This is a genomic window from Pseudonocardia alaniniphila (assembly GCF_022524485.1).
GTDB lineage: Bacteria > Actinomycetota > Actinomycetes > Mycobacteriales > Pseudonocardiaceae > Pseudonocardia > Pseudonocardia alaniniphila.
On record NZ_JAKXMK010000008.1, the window covers coordinates 208,412 to 224,830 of the forward strand.

The following is a 16,419-nucleotide window of genomic DNA, read 5'->3' on the forward strand; positions in this document are numbered from 1 at the left end:
TCGCGTTCGAACAGCGTGATGTGACCATGTCGCGGGCGGGCCGGGATCGTGCTGTCAGGCCAATGTGATCACGCGGGCCGGGCAGGCGTGCTCCGCCGCGTGGGCCGCGGGCTCCTGCTCCGGCGACGGCTGTTCCAGCACGACCACCGTGCCTTCGTCGTCCTGGTCGAACAGCTCCGGGGCGTTGAGCACGCACTGGCCCGCCCCGATACAGCGATCCCGCTCGACCGTGATCTTCACGCCACTCATGTCATCACCAGCTCACCGGGAGTTCGTGCACCCCGTAGACGACCATCTTGTCGCGGTAGCGGATCTCCTCCAGCGGCACCGCGAGATGCAGATCGGGGAACCGGCGCAGCAACGCCGGGTAGGCGATCTGCAGCTCCAGCCGGGCCAGCGGCTGCCCGAGGCACTGGTGCACACCGAAGCCGAAGGCCACGTGGTGGTTCGAGCCGCGGTGGATGTCGAGCTCGTCCGGGGACGCGAACGCCGACGGGTCCCGGTTGGCCGACTCGGTCGCGGTGATGAGCCCGTCGCCCGCGCGGATGGTCACCCCGCCGATCTCGATGTCCTCGAGCGCGACCCGGCGCCGTCCGGTGTGGACGACGGTGAGCAGGCGCAGCAGTTCCTCCACGGCGCTCTTCACCACGGCGGTGTCGCCGTCGCGCACCTCGGCGGCCTGCTCGGGGTGCTCCAGCAGCGTGAGCGTGCCGAAGGCGATCATGTTCGCCGTGGTCTCGTGGCCGGCGACGAGCAGCAGCAGGCCCATCGTCGCGGCCTCGGAGCGGCTCAGTTGGCCGGTCGACACGTAGCGCTGCGCGAGCCGACCCAGGATGTCGTCGGTCGGCGAGGCCTCTTTCTTCGCGATCAGCGTGGTCAGGTAGGCGCGGAGCTCGTCGTTGGCCCGCACGGTCTCCTGCGGGTCGGCCGAGACGTCGAGGAGCGCCCGGGAGTGGTCCTGGAAGAAGTCGTGGTCGGCGTAGGGCACGCCGAGCATGTGGCAGATGACCATCGACGGCAGCGGGAGCGCGAACTCCTCCACGAGGTCGACCGGCCGCGGACCGCGCTCCAACGCGTCGAGCAGGTCGTTCACGATCTTCTCGATCAGCGGGCGCAGCGACTCGGTGCCCCGCACCGTGAAGTCGCTGATGATCATCTTCCGGTATCGCGCGTGGTCCGGGTCGTCCATCCCGATGAAGCTCCGCGAGGTGAGACGCCGCGCGCGCAGTCCGGGCGACTGGAACGGGTAGTTCGGCAGGCGCGTGTCGGAACTGACCCGCGGATCGGCGAGCAGGTTGCGGACGTCCTCATAGCGAGTGACGAGCCACGGTGAGCCGCCGTCCCACAACCGGATCCGGGTGATCGGCTTCTCGGCCCGGAGCTGCGCGAGCTCGGCCGGTGGGTCGAACGGGCAGGTGCGCGCCATCGGGTAGGTCGGCTCCGCCGATGCGTTCGCGTCGTGTCCGGCCGTGATCGTGGTGGGTGTCATGACGACCTCCTCATCCGTGCTATCCCGCCATATTAGCTACGCTAAGTAGTTACTGTCAGTAACACTCGTTTGAAGGAGAAAGCCCGTCCGGCATTCCGGCCTACCCGCTCGACGTGCGTATTTCGGATCTTCCGAGCAGACCCTGCACCACCGGGCGAATCCGCTCCGTGAGGGAACGCGACGCGTTCGGGCCGTGGTGGTTCCGGCGGGCCGGGTACAGACTGGACACGGGCCTCCGGACCGCAGGGCTCCTGAAGCAGACGGCGAGGAGGACACGTGTCCGGCAACAACGACCGATCCGACGAGCGGGAGAACCCGCACGTCGTGCTTGCTGTCGATCCCACCGCGCCCGGGGATCCCCCGGCCCGTGTCGTCGTCGAGCTCGTACAGCGTTCCGCGACCGAGGCCTCCCCACCTCCGACGGTCACAGTGGACGGAGCACGGCCGCTCGTGGTCCCCGCCACCGAGGCGGGCACCGGTCCACATCTCGCCGCCCTCCAGCGGATCGCCGACGAGAACGGCGGCAACCGAGCCTGCCCCAGCCCGGGCTACGAGGCGAGCGTCCGGTACGTGGCCGACGTCCTCGACACCGCGGGCTACGACGTCAGCACACCCCGGTATCCGCTGCCCAAGCGCCGCAGGCGCCCGGGGGAGACCTCGTGCTGCAACGTCCTCGCCCAGACCCGCACCGGAGATCCGACGCGGGTCGTCGTGATCGGTGCGCACCTGGACTCCGTACGCAGGGGGCCGGGGATCAACGACAACGGCTCGGGGGTCAGCGCGTTGCTCGAGATCGCGACGCGGCTCGGCGCCTCACCCCCGATCCGCAACGCGGTGAGGTTCGCCTTCTGGGGTTCCGAGGAGGACGACATGGGGGGATCGACGCACTATGTGCGGACCCTCTCGCGCAGCGATCTCGACGACCTCATGCTCTACGTCAACGTCGACATGATCGCCTCGTCGAACGCGGGCTACTTCGTGCAGGGCGGCGAGGGGAAGAGCCGCAAGAAGTTCGGGCCGCCCGGCTCCGCGCAGGTGGCGGTCGTACTGGTCGAGCAGCTCGCGGCCGCCGGTGTCGTCGCCAGGACCGTGCCCTTCGACGGCGAGTCCGACTTCGCGCCCTTCATCAACGCCGGCATCCCGTCCGGTGGGGTCATGACCGGCGACCGGCAGAAGAAGACCGAGAAGCAGGCCCTGCGCTGGGGCGGCAAGGCAGGCGAGCGGTTCGATCCGCAGTACCACACGCCCCGCGACCGGATCGACAAGCTCGATCTCGTCGCCATGGACCGCTTCACCCGCGCCCTTGCCGGCACGGTGGCCCACTTCGCGATGTCGGCCGATGGCCGTCCGCCCGGAGGACGGTCCGCGCTCACCTCCGGATGAGGTCGACGGCACGCTCGGCGATCGCCACGACGGTCGCGTTGTTGTTGGCGGAGATGGGCGAGGGCATGACCGAGGCGTCGGCGACGCGCAGCCCGTCCACCCCGACCACCCGCAGCGTGGGATCGACCACGGCCTCCGGGTCGGTGCCCATCCGGCAGGTGCCGGCGGGGTGGAAGTAGGACATGGTGCTGCGCCGCAGGTAGTCCATGCAGGCGTCGTCGTCCTGGACGTCCGGGCCCGGCAGTGCCTCCCCGTCGTGCCATGCCCTCATGAGCGAGCGGCCGCCGATCGCGCGGGCCAGCCGCAGCCCGCCGATCATGCGACTGCGGTCACGGGGGTCGGCAAGGTAGTTCGGGTCGAGCACCGGCGGCGTGGCGATGTCGGCGTCGGCCAGCCGGACCGTGCCGCGACTCGCCGGGGTGAGCAGCGCGAAGACGATCGAGTAGGCGTCCACGGGCGCGGCAACGGCCGCGGAGTGGAACGACGAGTCCACGGCGACGAGCTGGAAGTCCGGCTCCGCGGCCTCGGGATCGGTGCGCCAGCGCACGCTGAACTGGTCGAGCCGACCCGACCGGACGAACGGGAGAGCGGCCTCCGAGCCCTGGTAGACCACGCTGCTCATGACGTGGTCGTGCAGGTTCTGCCCCACCCCTGGCGCCTGCGCGACGACGTCGAGACCGACTTCGGCGAGATGATCCGGCGGCCCGATCCCCGACGCGAGCAGGAGGTGCGGGGATCCGATGGCTCCCGCGGTGAGCACCACCTCCGCGCTCGCGACGTCCTCGACGGCACGCCCGTGCAGCGTGTACTGGACTCCGCAGCAGCGTCCGTCCTCGACGACGAGACGGCCGGCCAGCGCCTCGGTCAGCACGGTCAGGTTCGGCCGGAAGAGAGCGGGGAGCAGGTAGGCGTCGACCACGCCTCGCCGCTTTCCGTCCACAACGGCCGTGTCGTGCCAACTCACGCCGTCCGGGGTGCTTCCGTTGATGTCGTGGCTTTTCGGGAATCCGGCGGCGAGTGCCGCGTCGAAGGCGTCGGCGATCAGCGCGCTGGGCCGGGGTGCGGATGTCAGCACCAAGGGCCCGTCCATTCCCCGATAACGCGGGTCGCGGCCGCTCGCCTGTTCGCTGCGCTTGAAATAGGGCAGCAGCGTGTCGTGGTCCCAGCCAGTTGCCCCGGCCGCCACCCACGCGTCGAGATTGGCCCGGTGGGCGCGCACGAAAATCGATGCGTTGATGCTTCCCGAACCGCCCAGGATCCTGCCGTGCGACACCCGCATCGTCGCTCCGCCCAGACCCTCCTGCGGCACGGTCGTGTGGCCCCAGTCCACGTCGGTGCCGAGCAGCTTGGGCCAGAGGTGGGGATCCGCCATCGCCTGTGGGTCCACCCCCTCGGCCCGGCCCGCTTCGAGCAGCAGAACCCGGACGGACGGATCCTCCGACAGCCTCGCCGCCACCACGCAGCCGGCAGACCCCGCACCGACCACGATGTAGTCGTACACCGACATTATTTTCTTTTCCCCCGTCGGACCCGTATCGGATGAACGTCCCGAGCCTGCACACAGATCGGACGATCGTCTCGGACTCTCTCGACAATCACATTTACCATCCCGTTCGACCGGTCGACCGAACGGCACGGGCGATCACTTCGATATGAGTGCTGGCGTTAACGTGACTCCATGATCTCCGTTCCGCTGTCCGTCCTGGAACTCACGTGGGTACAAGAAGGACATTCGGCGCAGGAAGCGCTGGCCGACACGGTCGAGATGGCCCGGCGGATCGAGCGGCTCGGTTATCGGAGGTTCTGGGTCGGGGAACACCACAGCACGTACATTTCCGCCGGTGTCGCGCCGGCAGTGATCATTGCACAAGTGGCCGCATCGACCTCGTCGATCATGGTGGGTTGCGGGGGCGTGATGCTGAGCAACCACGCACCGTTCGCCGTGGCCGAGCAGTTCGCCACCCTCGACGCCCTCCATCCCGGACGGATCGACCTGGGGGTCGGCAGCGGTGCAGGCACCACCAACGAACGCGCCGTCCAGGCGTTGCGGCGCTCCTCGATGGGCCGCGGAGCGACCGACTACGCGCGCGATGTGCGCGCCCTGATCGAGTTCCTCGCCGGCGGAATCTCGACCGACGACCTCGTGCTGCTCCCGTGGTACGAGAGCTCGACGCCGCTCTGGCTGCTGGCGACGAGCCAGCACGGCGCGCAGCTGGCCGCGGACCTGGGACTGCCGCTCGTGGTCGGCCACCACATCCGCCCGGAGAACACCACCGCCACCGTCGCCCGCTACCGCGAGGTCTTCCAGCCTTCGCGATGGTCCGGAAGGCCCTACGTGATGTTGTCGGTGCAGGCCGTGTGCGCGGACACCGACGAGCGGGCCGAGGTGCTCTGCCGCCCCGCCGACCTGCTCCGTGCGGACCTCGTGGCCGGCCGGACGCCGACGTTGCTGTCGCCTGAGGCGGCCTCGTACTACGAGCCCAGCGGAGCGGATCTGGACGTCATCTCGCAGGCGCGGATGCACCAGGTGCGGGGCGGACCCCACGCGGTCGTGCGGCGGCTGGCGAAGCTCGTGGCCGAGTGCCGCGCCGACGAGCTGATGATCATGACTCCTGTCTACGACCTCGCCGACCGCACGCGGTCCTTCGAGCTGATCATCACCACGGTGGCGGCCGAGGCCGCGAACCGCAACTGATCGTGCGGTGGCGCTCCTACCGCCCGGACCTGCGCGGTCATCAGGACCGGTGCGAGCAGCCGGAGGGTATCAGTGGGAGTGATGGCATCGTCGGCTTCGGCTTCGCCGCCGGGCCCTCTTCGTGCCTGCTCGTCACGATTTACCGCCTGTGCGTGCCGGTGAGTGACCAATTCGACAGCTCGACTTTCCGGTTCTCCTTCCATCAAACGGAAATCGCGTTTCGCTGCCCCCCGCGATCCGGGCGACCATCTCGTGGACGTTCGTGTACGCCGCGTCGCCTCCGAAGCCGGGGGCGGCGTTCCCCCGAGCAGAACGAGCCAATCGAACCGGAGGGAGCTCGCCATGTTGACGGCTCCGTGGAGCGCCGGCACACGCGGTGGGGCGATCCGCCCGGGTCCGGGCTATCCCCGCCCGTATCCGGGCCGGCCGCCGACCCGCCCCCGCCACCCCTGGAGCTTCTCGTGAAGAGCACGCACACCGAGTCCGAGTTCGACGTCCTGGTCGCCGACCGTCACGTCGCCGCTGACGGGGTCGTCGCCCTCACCCTGCGCCACCCCGACGGCGGCGAACTACCCGGGTGGACGCCGGGCGCGCACGTCGATCTCGTCCTCAGCGACGACCTGACCAGGCAGTACTCGTTGTGCGGCGACCCGGCCGAGCGCAGCGCGTGGCAGGTCGCGGTGCTGCAGGAGCCCGACGGCCGGGGCGGCTCCGCATTCGTCCACGACAAGCTGAGCACCGGCACGACCGTGCGGGTGCGGGGTCCGCGCAACCACTTCCCGCTGGAACCCGCCACCCGCTACCTGTTCATCGCCGGCGGGATCGGGATCACGCCGATCATGCCGATGCTCGGGGCCGCCACGGCCGCAGGCGCCGACTGGCAGCTCGTGTACGGCGGCCGCACCGCGGCCTCCATGGCGTTCGTGGAGCAGCTGCGCGCCGCACACGGCGAGGAGCGGGTGGTGCTGCGCCCGCAGGACGAGCACGGCCTGCTCGACCTCGACTCGCTGCTCGGCGAGCCGGCCGGCGGCACGCTCGTCTACTGCTGCGGTCCTGGCCCCCTGCTCGACGCGGTCGAGCAGCGCTGCGCGAGCTGGCCGTCCGGCTCACTGCACACCGAGCGGTTCACGCCGAAGGAGCAGGGCGAGCCGGTGCTGTCCGGCTCGTTCGAGGTGGAGCTGGCCCAGAGCGGCACCACCCTCACCGTGCCCCCAGACCGGTCCATTCTCGAGGTGCTGGAGGACGCGGGCATCCAGGTCCTCTCCTCCTGCCAGGAGGGCACCTGCGGCACCTGCGAGACCGTCGTGCTCGCCGGAGAGGTGGACCACCGCGACTCCCTGCTCACCGACGAGGAGATGGCCGCCAACGACACGATGTTCATCTGTGTCTCCCGCGCGGCATGCCCGAGGCTCGTGCTCGACCTCTGACGCCCTCCGACCACAGAACGGCAGGCCACGATGACCGTTGCGCAGACCGTGCCCGCCCTGGAAGACGACCCCTTCGGCACCGAGGTCCTCACCGACCCCTACCCGTTCCATTCGCGGCTGCGTGAGGCCGGGCCGGTCGTGCACCTGCCGCGCTACGACCTGATGGCGATGGGGCGGTACGCGGAGGTCAAGGCGAGCCTCACGGACTGGGCGACATTCGTGTCGAGCCGCGGGGCGGGTCTCCCCGACTTCGCCAAGGAGAAGCCGTGGCGCCCGCCGAGCCTGCTCCTGGAGGCCGACCCGCCTGACCACACCGTCGTCCGCACCGCGATGAACGGGGTGATCGCACCGCGCGCGGTACGTGCGATGCGGGCGAGGTTCGCGCCCGTCGCCGAGGACCTGGCGGACGCTCTCGTCGCGCGGGGCCGCTTCGACGCCGTCACCGACCTCGCCGAGGTCTATCCGCTGCAGGTCTTCCCCGACGCGGTCGGGCTCCCGGCCGAGGGACGGGAGAATCTGCTCCCCTACGGCGCGCTCGCCTTCAACGCCTTCGGCCCGCGCAACCAGCTGCTCACCGACGCGCTGGCTGCGGCAGCGCCGGTGCAGCAGTGGATCCTCGCCCGCTGCGAGCGCGACGAGCTGGCGCCCGGAGGTCTCGGGGCCGAGATCTGGGCGGCCGCGGACCGCGGGGAGATCACCCACGAGCAGGCGCCGCTGCTCGTGCGCTCGCTGCTGACGGCCGGTCTCGACACCACGGTCTACGGCCTCGGCAACAGCGTGTACGCGCTGGCGTGCCACCCTGACCAGTGGGCGGCCCTGCACGCCGATCCCAAGCTCGCGAAGTTCGCCTTCGACGAGACGTTGCGGTGGGAGTCGCCGGTGCAGACCTTCTTCCGCACCAGCAGCCTCGACGCGGTGGTCGCCGGCACACCCATCCCGAAGGACTCCAAGGTCCTGCTCTTCCTCGGCTCGGCCAACCGGGACCCACGCCACTGGGGTGAGGACGCCGGGTCGTTCGACATCCGCCGCTCCGCCGCCGGCCACGTCGGGTTCGGCATGGGGATCCATCAGTGCGTCGGCCAGCCCATCGCCCGGCTCGAGTCCGAGCTCGTGCTCGGCGCACTCGCCCGCCGCGCCGTGCGGCTCGAGCTCGACGGGGATCCGGTCCCCAAGCTCAACAACACGCTGAAGGGGTGGGCGAGCATCCCGGTGCGCGTCACCCCCGCCTGACGACGACTCACAGGCTCGCGACGGGCGTGGCGCGTGTCGTGGACAGGTGCTGGCGCTCCACCGGGCACAGAGCGAGGAAGTTGCGCACGATCGAGTCGGGCTCACCGAGCCACGCGGCTGCCATCGTGAGTCGCAACGACGCTCCGGCCAGCGGCACGCACACGACCCCGGGCTGGGCCACCCGCCGGCCCGACCGCGGCACGAAGCAGACGCCGAGGCCGCTCGCCACCAGGCCGAGCGCCACGTGCGTGCGGTCGACCTCGTGGCTGATCCGCGGGCTGAACCCCGCCGCGGCGCATTGGGTGACGTAGTAGTCGTGCAGCTCCTGCTCTTGGGAGCGGGCGATGAGGATCATGTCCTCGTCCGCGAGCTCCGCGAGGTCCACCGCCTCGCGCGCGGCCAGCGCGCTGCCTTCCGGCACCGCGAGCATCACCGGCTCCGACCGCACCGTGACGACCGAGAGCTCGCTGACCGGCTCGATCGGCAGCCGCACGAAGGCGAGCTGCACGTACCGGCTGCGAACCGCGTTGACGGCCTCGGTGTTGTGCATCTCCTCCAGCGCGAGACGCACACCCGGATGGCGTGCCCGGAACACGCGCAGCACCGGCGGGAGCAGGTCGTAGAGGGCAGGGGCGATGAAGCCGATGCGCAGGATCCCCGTGGCACCCCGACCGGCCGAGCGCGCGCGCTCCACAGCACCGTCGGCCTGCGTCAGGAGCCGCCGGGCGTCCTCGAGCAGGGCGGCGCCTGCCGTGGTCAGCACGACCTGGCGCTTGTCGCGCTCGAAGAGGCTGACCGCCAGCTCCTTCTCCAGTGCGGAGATCTGCTTGCTCAACGCGGGCTGCGCCAGGAACACCCGCTGCGCGGCCCGTCCGAAGTGCAGTTCCTCGGCGAGAGCGACGAAGGAGCGCAGATGCCTCAGCTCCATGGCCACCCGCCCCTCTGTCCCGTGCGGCGATCACAGCACGGAACGTGCGGATAGCGCCACGCCGGTGTGGGTGATTCCTATACGGCATGAGGGCGCTCGTAACCGGTATTTCCGATCGGGGGCCACCTACGTTCACAGTTGCGATCGTGACCACCGTGGACGCCGGCACCGGGCTCGTCGCGCTGCTCGACGACGACATCGCTCTCGCTTCGGCCATCGCCGGGGCCGAGCTACCGGCCCTGCTTCCCGCTCTCGCCCACCTGACCGGCGACATGTCACTGGTCGCCGACGAGCTCCGTCCGCCGTTGCGCCTGCGCCCTGACCTGGTGGAGCCGCAGGGTGGGATGTCCGAGGAGGCACAGGAGCTGGCCCGCCGCCGGGCGCTCGCCGCCCTGCAGGCATTCCGCGACCGCGGCGCCGTGCCCGCACCCGATCCGGACGATGCGACCCTGCGCCGGTTGATGCGGTTCGTGGCAGGCGACGTCGCCGACGACTACCTGCCGCTCATGTCCCACGAGCTCGGGCTGCCCGTGGACGCGGGCGCGCCGGACTGGACCGCCGCCGAGGTGGCACCCGGCCGCACGGTCGAGGTCGTGGTGATCGGGGCCGGGATGTCGGGGCTGGTCACCGCACACCGGTTGCGTCAGGCCGGGGTCCCGGTGACGGTTCTGGAGCGCAACGACGACGTCGGCGGGGTGTGGCTGGAGAACGGCTACCCCGGAGCCCGGCTGGACACCCCGAACTTCGCCTACAGCTTCTCCTTCTCCCAGCGGCCGGACTGGCTGCACCTGTTCTCCGCCCGCGACGACATCTGGGGCTACTTCCGAGACGTCGCCGAGAAGTTCGACCTGCGCGACTGCGTCCGGTTCGGGCACGAGGCCGTCGAGGCGGTGTTCGACGAGGACACCAGGCGCTGGACGGTGCGGGCGCGCCGCGCCGACGGATCCGACGCGGTGTTCGAGCCTGACGTCGTCGTCAGCGCGACGGGCCAGCTCAACAAGCCCAGCTACCCCGACGTTCCCGGCCGCGACCGGTTCGCAGGCCCGAGCTGGCACACCGCCCGCTGGCGCGACGACGTCGACCTCACCGGCAAGCGGGTGGCCGTGATCGGCACCGGGGCGAGCGCCTACCAGGTGGTGCCCTCGATCGTCGACCGCGTCGGCGCGCTCACCGTCTTCCAGCGGACCCCACCGTGGATGCTCCCGACGCCGACCTACCACGACCCGACCCCAGAGGAGCAGCTGCACCTGCTGCGCGAGCTGCCCTACTACCACCGCTGGTTGCGGTTCCTGCAGTTCTGGACCTCCGTGGAGGGGCGGCGGCCGTTCATGGAGGTCGACCCCCGCTGGGAGCACCCGATCTCCGTGTCGCCGGCCAACGAGGCACTGCGGCAGGCCCTCGTGACGCATCTCCGGCGCCAGTTCGGCGACCGCCCCGACCTGCTCGCGAAGGTGATGCCGGCCTACGCCCCGGGCTCGAAGCGGATGATGCGCGACAACGGCGTGTGGCCGGCGGCGCTCAAGAAGGACCACGTCGACCTGGTGACCGAGACCATCACGGAGATCACGCCCGACGGGGTGCGCACGGCCGACGGCACGCTCCACGAGGTGGACGTCCTCATCTACGCCACGGGCTTCCGCGCGTCGGACTTCCTCGCGCCGATCACCGTGCGCGGCCGCGACGGTGTCGACCTGCACGAGCAGTGGGCCGGTGACGCCCGCGCCCACCTCGGCGTGCACATACCGGGCTTCCCCAACCTCTTCTGCGTCTTCGGGCCCAACACCGGCCTCGTGATCAACGGGAGCATCCTGCTCTTCTCAGAGATCGCGGTGGAGCACATCCTGGGATGCGTGCGGCTGCTGCTGGAGTCCCAGGCGTCCACCGTGGAGGTGCGGCGTGAGGTCCACGACGCCTTCAACGAGCACGTCGACGCCGGCAACCGGCGCATGGCCTGGGGCGTCGCGACCGTGAACAGCTGGTACCGCAACGCGACCGGCCGGGCCTCGCAGGTGTGGCCGTTCACCGTGCTGGATTACTGGCGCATGGTGCGTGAACCCGTCCCGGCGGACTTTCACATCGACTGATCCACGATCGCCCGACTACCGACCCCGTCCCCCGATTCCCCATCCCCATCCCCCGGCCCCCGAACCTCAGCCCCCCAGGAGCGACCGTGAGGACTTCCGCGTCTCGCAGTGCCGCGAGTCCGCAAGAGCACACCCGGCGGGTCGCCGCCGCCACCTTCGTCGGCACCGCGATCGAGTGGTACGACTTCAACATCTACGGCGCCGCCGCCGCATTGATCTTCGCCCCCCAGTTCTTCCCGAACATCAACCCGGTCGCGGCCACCCTCGCCGCGTTCGGCACGTTCGCCGTCGGGTTCCTCGCCCGCCCCATCGGCGGCATCGTCTTCGGCCACTTCGGTGACCGGCTCGGGCGCAAGCAGACCCTCGTCGTCTCGCTGATGCTCATGGGCATCGGGACGTTCCTCATCGCGCTGCTGCCCACCTACGCCCAGATCGGCATCGCCGCGCCGATCCTGCTCGTCGTGCTCCGGTTCGTGCAGGGCCTGGGCGTCGGCGGGGAGTGGGGCGGCGCCGTGCTCATGGCGATGGAGCACGCCCCCGAGGGCCAGCGCGGGTACTACTCGTCGTTCCCGCAGATGGGCCTGCCGGCCGGGACGCTCCTGTCGAACCTCGTCTTCCTGGGTGTCTCGCTGTCGCTGGGCCCGGAGCAGTTCGCGGCGTGGGGCTGGCGCATCCCGTTCGTGCTCAGCGCCGTGCTCGTCGTGGTGGCACTGGTGGTCCGGCTGCGGCTCGCCGAGAGCCCCGAGTTCGCGCGCACCCGGCAACGCGGCAGGGTGCGTCGCCTTCCCGCGCTCGACGTGCTGCGCAACAACCCCGGCACGGTGATCCTCGGGATGGGCATCACCCTGGCCCCGTCCGGCCTGGGCTACCTGCTCTCGGTGTACCTGCTCTCCTACGGCACCGGGACCGTGCACGTGCCGCAGGTGACGATGCTGCTGACGATCACGGCGGGGTCGGTGGTGTATCTGGTGGTGGCCTACTTGACGGGCCGTGTGTCCGACCGCGTCGGCGCCGTGCAGATCTTTACGGTGGCCTCGGTGCTCTCGGTGCTCGTGCCCTTCGCCGTGTTCGGCCTGATGGACACCGGGGCGGTTCCTGCGGTGCTGCTGGCCATGCTCGCGATGGGACTGGTGCTCGGCCTGCTGGTGGCGGTGCAGGCGATCATCGTGTCGCGCGCCTTCACCACCGACGTGCGGTACACGGGCGCGTCGATGTCCTACCAGTTCGGCGCCGTTCTCGGCGGCGGGCTCACGCCGTTGCTGGCGGCCGCGATCCTCGGAGCAACGGGCTCGTCGATGTGGGTGGCCGCCTACATCGCGGGGCTCGCCCTGCTCTCGGGAATCGCGGTGTGGTTCCTTCCCCGCGAAGCGGGCGCGGAGACCGACCCCGGAGCCGCGCTCACCGGCAGCGCGGGCGACGAGCCCCTGCGAGACAGCGCACCCGCCTGAGCGGGCGCCTGCCGCGCTCGTCCGGCCTCCCGGACGAGCGCGGCAGCGAACCGTCAGCGGCTCACCGACGTGGCGGGCGTCCACGCCGGGTCACGCCCGCTGAGCCCGACGAGCCGGTCGAGCAGCGGTGCATCCCCGGGCACCGGGACCGGCGGGCCGAACAGCCCCGGAACGCCCTCGGGCTGCGCCGCCGCTTCCACGAATCCCAGGCAGGCCTGCACGCTCTCCTGGTCGACGGCGTAGGCCTGGGCGGTGGCACGGGCGAGGTCCCAGCCGTGCAGCACGAGCTCGTCGAGCGCTACGGCCGCTATAGCGGTCGCCGGCATCTGCACCCCGCCGACGGACGTCATGCCGTCCCGGGCCGCGGGGTCACGCCACGCGGCGACGAGCGCGTCGAGCCGCCTCGGCAGCAGCGTGCGCCACTGCGGGTCGAGCGGAGGCTGCACGGCCGGTGGTGCGCCGAGGTCCGGTTCCTTGGCCGCGGCCGCCCGGAACGCCTCCGCGAGGCCGAGAAGGTGGCTGAGCAGGGCGCCGACCGTGGTGTCGGTACAGGGGGTAGGGGCCTCCAGCCGGTCGTCGGTCACCGCGTCCAGCAGGCGCGTGACACGGTCGGCGGCCGGGGCGAGATCGACGAACGATGCGGATGTCATACCGGTACGACCAGGCCCGCGGCCGGGACTCATCGGTCGCGGGCCGGCCGCGTCACCCCATGCCGCTGACCCGGAGAACCTCGATCGAGAGGAGCAGCCGGACCTGGTCACGGCCGCCGTACCAGGGATAGGGCCCTCCCAGGTAGCGCTGCGCTAGCTTCTCGATGTGCTCGGCGGCACCGTCGGTGGTGACGTCCAGGACGCGGCCCCGCACCGCGTAGTAGCGGGCCGCGTGGTCGGGGTCCGACACGGTGAGGGCCACGCGCGGGTCGCGTTCGATGTTCCTGATCTTCTGGAACCCCTGCACGCTGTTGATCAGCACGTGCTTGCCGTCCGTGTCGACCCAGGTCTGGGTCAGCTGCGGCGACCCGTCGGGCATCGTGGTGGCGAGGTAACAGGGGCTCGGGCGCTGCAACAGGTCGAGCAGACCGTCGGGAATGTCCACGACCCGCATCGTTCTCGGCCGTGGTCCTCGCGGTGGCAGGGGGTCAGACGCGCGCGTCCGGGCTCCGCGCCTGCTGCCCGCGGTCGGCGTCGTGCGGCAGCTCGGCCGCATCATGACCGCCGTCCGCTGGATCGACGGCCTGTTCTAGGCGGGCGCCGCGGGGTATCCGTGCCGCGCCGCCCACTCGCCGAGCGAGTCGGGGCCCGGGTCGGGCCCCTCGTCCAGCACCGTCCAGCGATCGAGCGCGTCCGAGATGCGGGCCCGCACCGAGACGACCTCGGCCGGCTCGCACGCGAACAACGTCCGTACCGTCACCCGGTCCGCGTCGCGGGCAACCACCTCGGTGACGTGCGGGTACCGGCACGGCGGCTCGTGCTCCCACCGTCCGCACAGCTCGGTCGTGATCGCCCCGCCCGGCGCCGCCGTCTCCTCGTCCTCCGGAACAACCAGGACGGCCCGGTGCGCGTACCCCGGCATCGTCAGCTTCCTCCGCGCGCGCGTTCGAGTTCCGCGCCCGCCGCCCGCTCGGTGGCGTCCAGCAGCGAGACCACGTCGTCGGACGTGCGTTCGGACTGGTCGTTCCACCGCGTGAGGTCCCGGACCTGCGCCGAGCGGATGGGTGGGGCCGGACACCAGCGGATCGGCTCGCGGTCGTCGCCGAAGAGCGTGTGCCAGGTCAGGTCGAGCGCCCGCTGCACGGGCTGGGACCGCACCGCGGCGAGCCCGCCACCCGCCTGCACGATCGCCCCGACCAGGCAGGCCCCGGTGACCGGCCGATCACCGATGCTCCGCAGGTTGCCGGCGTTGATCGTCCGCTGGTGGCCCTGCGGGTCGCGGTAGGTGAACCAGCCTTGCTGCACCCAGCCCGACGCGATCACCGCACGGGCGTCACCGATCAGGGCCCGGATCCGGTGGAGCTCGGCGAGGTGCGCCGCGAGCCGGTCCTGGCGGGCGAGACGCTGCCGCTCCCGGCGGCGTTCCCGCCACCGCTGCCGCACTCCGGCAGGGCGTTCCTGCAGGGGCGGTGCGATACGCAGTTCCATTGTCACGGCGGCTCCTCCCGGGCTCATGCAGGCCGGGCCTACGACGACGGTCCATCGCAGGTTACGTGTCCGGCGCCGCACCTCGTGGTTCATGAGGCCGGTGCGAACAGCACCGCGTTCGGGCGTGCGCCGTGACGCATACCGATCACCACATCCCCGGCGGGGAGGTCCGGAGTCATGTGGCGCGCCAGGATGCCCGCCGCCGCACGGTCGACCATGAACAGGCTGAGCACGAACGGCACACGCGCGGTGACCTGCTGTCCGGACTCCCGATCGCGGAAGGGCATCGTGACGCGGCCGGATTCGACGCGGCGCTGGAGGACCAGGGGCGTCTCGCGCGCCACATCGGCAACAGCCGACTGCCAATCCTGCGCAGACGTCTGGTTCCCGAAGATCACATCCTCACTGGACTGGCCGACGGCCGGCTTCGCGACCAGCCGGTCGCGCTCACCGGCCGCCATGCGCAGCAGATTCCTCTCCACCTCCGGATTCCCGCCCAGACCCAGGCACACGGTCCACGGAACGTAGGCACGCACCAGGGCTCGGTCGGCCGGTCCGAGCACGCCTGCATCACAGTCCTCGCGCAGCCAGGACAGCACCGCCTTCGACGAGACGAGCGTCGACTCCGGGCGAGGGAACAGCCCGACGGTCCCGGCACGGTCCGCGGTACGCAGCGCAGCGAGCCCGCCGCCGTCCTCGATGATGCGGTCGTGGGCGTACCACCGGAGCAGCACGACGTCGAGCGGCACCTCGGAGGCGAGCAGGCGGCCGTCGGCGTCGAGGCTCAGGTCGGCGAGGTCGGCCTGGAAGACCTCGAAGCCCAGCTGCTGCGCACCGGCCACGATGCGCGGCTTGATCTGGTCACGGCGCTGACGTGCGCCCCTGCCGTCGACCACCGAATGAATCGGTATGAGCAACCGGCCAGGCGCGCCGTTGCGGCTCTCGACCGGCAGCGTGCGGTTCAGCGCCGCGCACCGCGCCGCCACCGTGGAGGGCGGCGTACGCAGGCCGATCTCCGGGCACAACTCGGTATAGGCATCCGCGAGCCAGCGGGCCACCGCGTCCCCGCCGAGCCGCGTACTGATGTTGAACTCGAGAAAACGCGGCCGTCCCTTTTCGATCAGGATGTCGGGACGGGCGTATCGGTTGAGTTCTTCCGGCACCAGCGGGCGATCAGGATTCATCACGGGGATCTGGTGGGGAAAGCGCAGTACCCGATGCAGTTCGCCCAGCGTGGAAGCACGGCGGCAGCACGCCTCCACGGCCAGGCGCAACAGCCGGGACGCGATGAACTCGAGGCCCCGGTAGGCCCGTTCCCGGACGACCACCGGTCGGAGTGGTTCCCAGCGCCTGCCGGGCCAGCCCTCACGTGCGTAAGGGCCCCATTCGGACGATGTCGTCCGGCGCTCGACGAGCTCTCGGCGGAGCTCCTCGGGCAACTCGTCCCAGACATCTTCGACGACCAGGTCGATACGATCGTTATCGGCCATACCGCAATTTTCCACCAGAAACGTGGATGACGTCGGTTCAGAACCGTGCGCCGTTGTTCAGTGAACAGTCGTATCCGTCACCTTCCGGGTCCGGACCGCGCTGGTAG

The 16,419-nt window shown here is 70.8% G+C and carries 15 protein-coding genes; 6 read left to right on the top strand and 9 right to left on the bottom strand.

Going from position 1 to position 16,419, the window contains the following annotated elements; translation table 11 throughout:
* Positions 1-54: 54 nt before the first annotated feature.
* Together MMF94_RS10840 and MMF94_RS10845 are read right to left on the bottom strand one after the other, a co-directional pair.
* Positions 55-249 carry a ferredoxin gene (locus tag MMF94_RS10840; protein ID WP_379660422.1) on the bottom strand — a complete coding sequence of 65 codons (195 nt, stop codon included), beginning with the start codon at positions 247-249 and terminating at the stop codon, positions 55-57.
* Between the two features lie 4 nt (positions 250-253).
* On the bottom strand, positions 254-1,489 hold the full coding sequence (locus tag MMF94_RS10845) for a cytochrome P450 (protein ID WP_241036213.1): 1,236 nt from the start codon (positions 1,487-1,489) through the stop codon (positions 254-256).
* Positions 1,490-1,765: 276 nt separating this feature from the next.
* On the opposite strand from MMF94_RS10845, the gene MMF94_RS10850 reads away from it, so the two are divergent.
* Positions 1,766-2,872 (top strand): M28 family peptidase, encoded by a 1,107-nt coding sequence (locus MMF94_RS10850; protein ID WP_241036214.1) that lies wholly within the window; start codon positions 1,766-1,768, stop codon positions 2,870-2,872.
* On the opposite strand, the gene MMF94_RS10855 is transcribed toward MMF94_RS10850, so the two are convergent.
* Positions 2,859-4,373, bottom strand: a complete 1,515-nt coding sequence (locus tag MMF94_RS10855) for a GMC family oxidoreductase (protein WP_241036215.1) — start codon at positions 4,371-4,373, stop codon at positions 2,859-2,861. The two genes, MMF94_RS10850 and MMF94_RS10855, sit on opposite strands and share 14 nt — an antisense overlap.
* A gap of 177 nt (positions 4,374-4,550) precedes the next feature.
* Here MMF94_RS10855 and MMF94_RS10860 point away from each other — a divergent pair, with 177 nt between their 5' ends.
* The 3 genes from MMF94_RS10860 (at position 4,551) to MMF94_RS10870 (ending at position 8,224) form a co-directional block, all read left to right on the top strand.
* Positions 4,551-5,567: an LLM class flavin-dependent oxidoreductase gene (locus MMF94_RS10860; protein WP_241036216.1), complete on the top strand. Its 1,017-nt coding sequence runs from the start codon at positions 4,551-4,553 to the stop codon at positions 5,565-5,567.
* A 461-nt stretch (positions 5,568-6,028) separates the two neighbouring features.
* Positions 6,029-6,994, top strand: a complete 966-nt coding sequence (locus MMF94_RS10865) for a PDR/VanB family oxidoreductase (RefSeq protein ID WP_241036217.1) — start codon at positions 6,029-6,031, stop codon at positions 6,992-6,994.
* Positions 6,995-7,024: 30 nt separating this feature from the next.
* A complete protein-coding gene (locus MMF94_RS10870; protein ID WP_241036218.1) occupies positions 7,025-8,224 on the top strand; it encodes a cytochrome P450 in 1,200 nt (399 codons plus the stop codon).
* Positions 8,225-8,231: 7 nt separating this feature from the next.
* On the opposite strand, the gene MMF94_RS10875 is transcribed toward MMF94_RS10870, so the two are convergent.
* On the bottom strand, positions 8,232-9,152 hold the full coding sequence (locus tag MMF94_RS10875) for a LysR family transcriptional regulator (protein ID WP_241036219.1): 921 nt from the start codon (positions 9,150-9,152) through the stop codon (positions 8,232-8,234).
* 146 nt (positions 9,153-9,298) lie between these two features.
* Between MMF94_RS10875 and MMF94_RS10880 the strand changes: the two genes are divergently transcribed.
* Both MMF94_RS10880 and MMF94_RS10885 read left to right on the top strand, forming a co-directional pair.
* Positions 9,299-11,236 carry a flavin-containing monooxygenase gene (locus tag MMF94_RS10880; protein WP_241036220.1) on the top strand — a complete coding sequence of 646 codons (1,938 nt, stop codon included), beginning with the start codon at positions 9,299-9,301 and terminating at the stop codon, positions 11,234-11,236.
* Between the two features lie 86 nt (positions 11,237-11,322).
* Entirely contained in the window at positions 11,323-12,684 is a 1,362-nt protein-coding gene (locus tag MMF94_RS10885) for an MFS transporter (protein WP_241036221.1), read from the top strand.
* Between the two features lie 53 nt (positions 12,685-12,737).
* On the opposite strand, the gene MMF94_RS10890 is transcribed toward MMF94_RS10885, so the two are convergent.
* The 5 genes from MMF94_RS10890 to MMF94_RS10910 form a co-directional block, all read right to left on the bottom strand.
* Positions 12,738-13,334: a TIGR03086 family metal-binding protein gene (locus tag MMF94_RS10890; RefSeq protein WP_241036222.1), complete on the bottom strand. Its 597-nt coding sequence runs from the start codon at positions 13,332-13,334 to the stop codon at positions 12,738-12,740.
* Between the two features lie 52 nt (positions 13,335-13,386).
* Positions 13,387-13,779, bottom strand: a complete 393-nt coding sequence (locus MMF94_RS10895) for a PPOX class F420-dependent oxidoreductase (protein ID WP_241036223.1) — start codon at positions 13,777-13,779, stop codon at positions 13,387-13,389.
* A 144-nt stretch (positions 13,780-13,923) separates the two neighbouring features.
* Positions 13,924-14,256 (bottom strand): hypothetical protein, encoded by a 333-nt coding sequence (locus tag MMF94_RS10900; RefSeq protein WP_241036224.1) that lies wholly within the window; start codon positions 14,254-14,256, stop codon positions 13,924-13,926.
* A 2-nt stretch (positions 14,257-14,258) separates the two neighbouring features.
* Positions 14,259-14,822: a DUF6197 family protein gene (locus MMF94_RS10905; RefSeq protein ID WP_420852427.1), complete on the bottom strand. Its 564-nt coding sequence runs from the start codon at positions 14,820-14,822 to the stop codon at positions 14,259-14,261.
* A gap of 89 nt (positions 14,823-14,911) precedes the next feature.
* Positions 14,912-16,312, bottom strand: a complete 1,401-nt coding sequence (locus MMF94_RS10910) for a hypothetical protein (protein WP_241036226.1) — start codon at positions 16,310-16,312, stop codon at positions 14,912-14,914.
* Between the last annotated feature and the right edge of the window lie 107 nt (positions 16,313-16,419).

Coding starts and splice junctions, on each gene's coding strand:
- MMF94_RS10840 (WP_379660422.1), bottom strand. CDS start 249: ATGAGTGGCGTGAAGATCACGGTCGAGCGGGATCGCTGTATCGGGGCG.
- MMF94_RS10845 (WP_241036213.1), bottom strand. CDS start 1,489: ATGACACCCACCACGATCACGGCCGGACACGACGCGAACGCATCGGCG.
- MMF94_RS10860 (WP_241036216.1), top strand. CDS start 4,551: ATGATCTCCGTTCCGCTGTCCGTCCTGGAACTCACGTGGGTACAAGAA.
- MMF94_RS10870 (WP_241036218.1), top strand. CDS start 7,025: ATGACCGTTGCGCAGACCGTGCCCGCCCTGGAAGACGACCCCTTCGGC.
- MMF94_RS10875 (WP_241036219.1), bottom strand. CDS start 9,152: ATGGAGCTGAGGCATCTGCGCTCCTTCGTCGCTCTCGCCGAGGAACTG.
- MMF94_RS10890 (WP_241036222.1), bottom strand. CDS start 13,334: ATGACATCCGCATCGTTCGTCGATCTCGCCCCGGCCGCCGACCGTGTC.
- MMF94_RS10900 (WP_241036224.1), bottom strand. CDS start 14,256: ATGCCGGGGTACGCGCACCGGGCCGTCCTGGTTGTTCCGGAGGACGAG.
- MMF94_RS10905 (WP_420852427.1), bottom strand. CDS start 14,822: ATGGAACTGCGTATCGCACCGCCCCTGCAGGAACGCCCTGCCGGAGTG.
- MMF94_RS10910 (WP_241036226.1), bottom strand. CDS start 16,312: ATGGCCGATAACGATCGTATCGACCTGGTCGTCGAAGATGTCTGGGAC.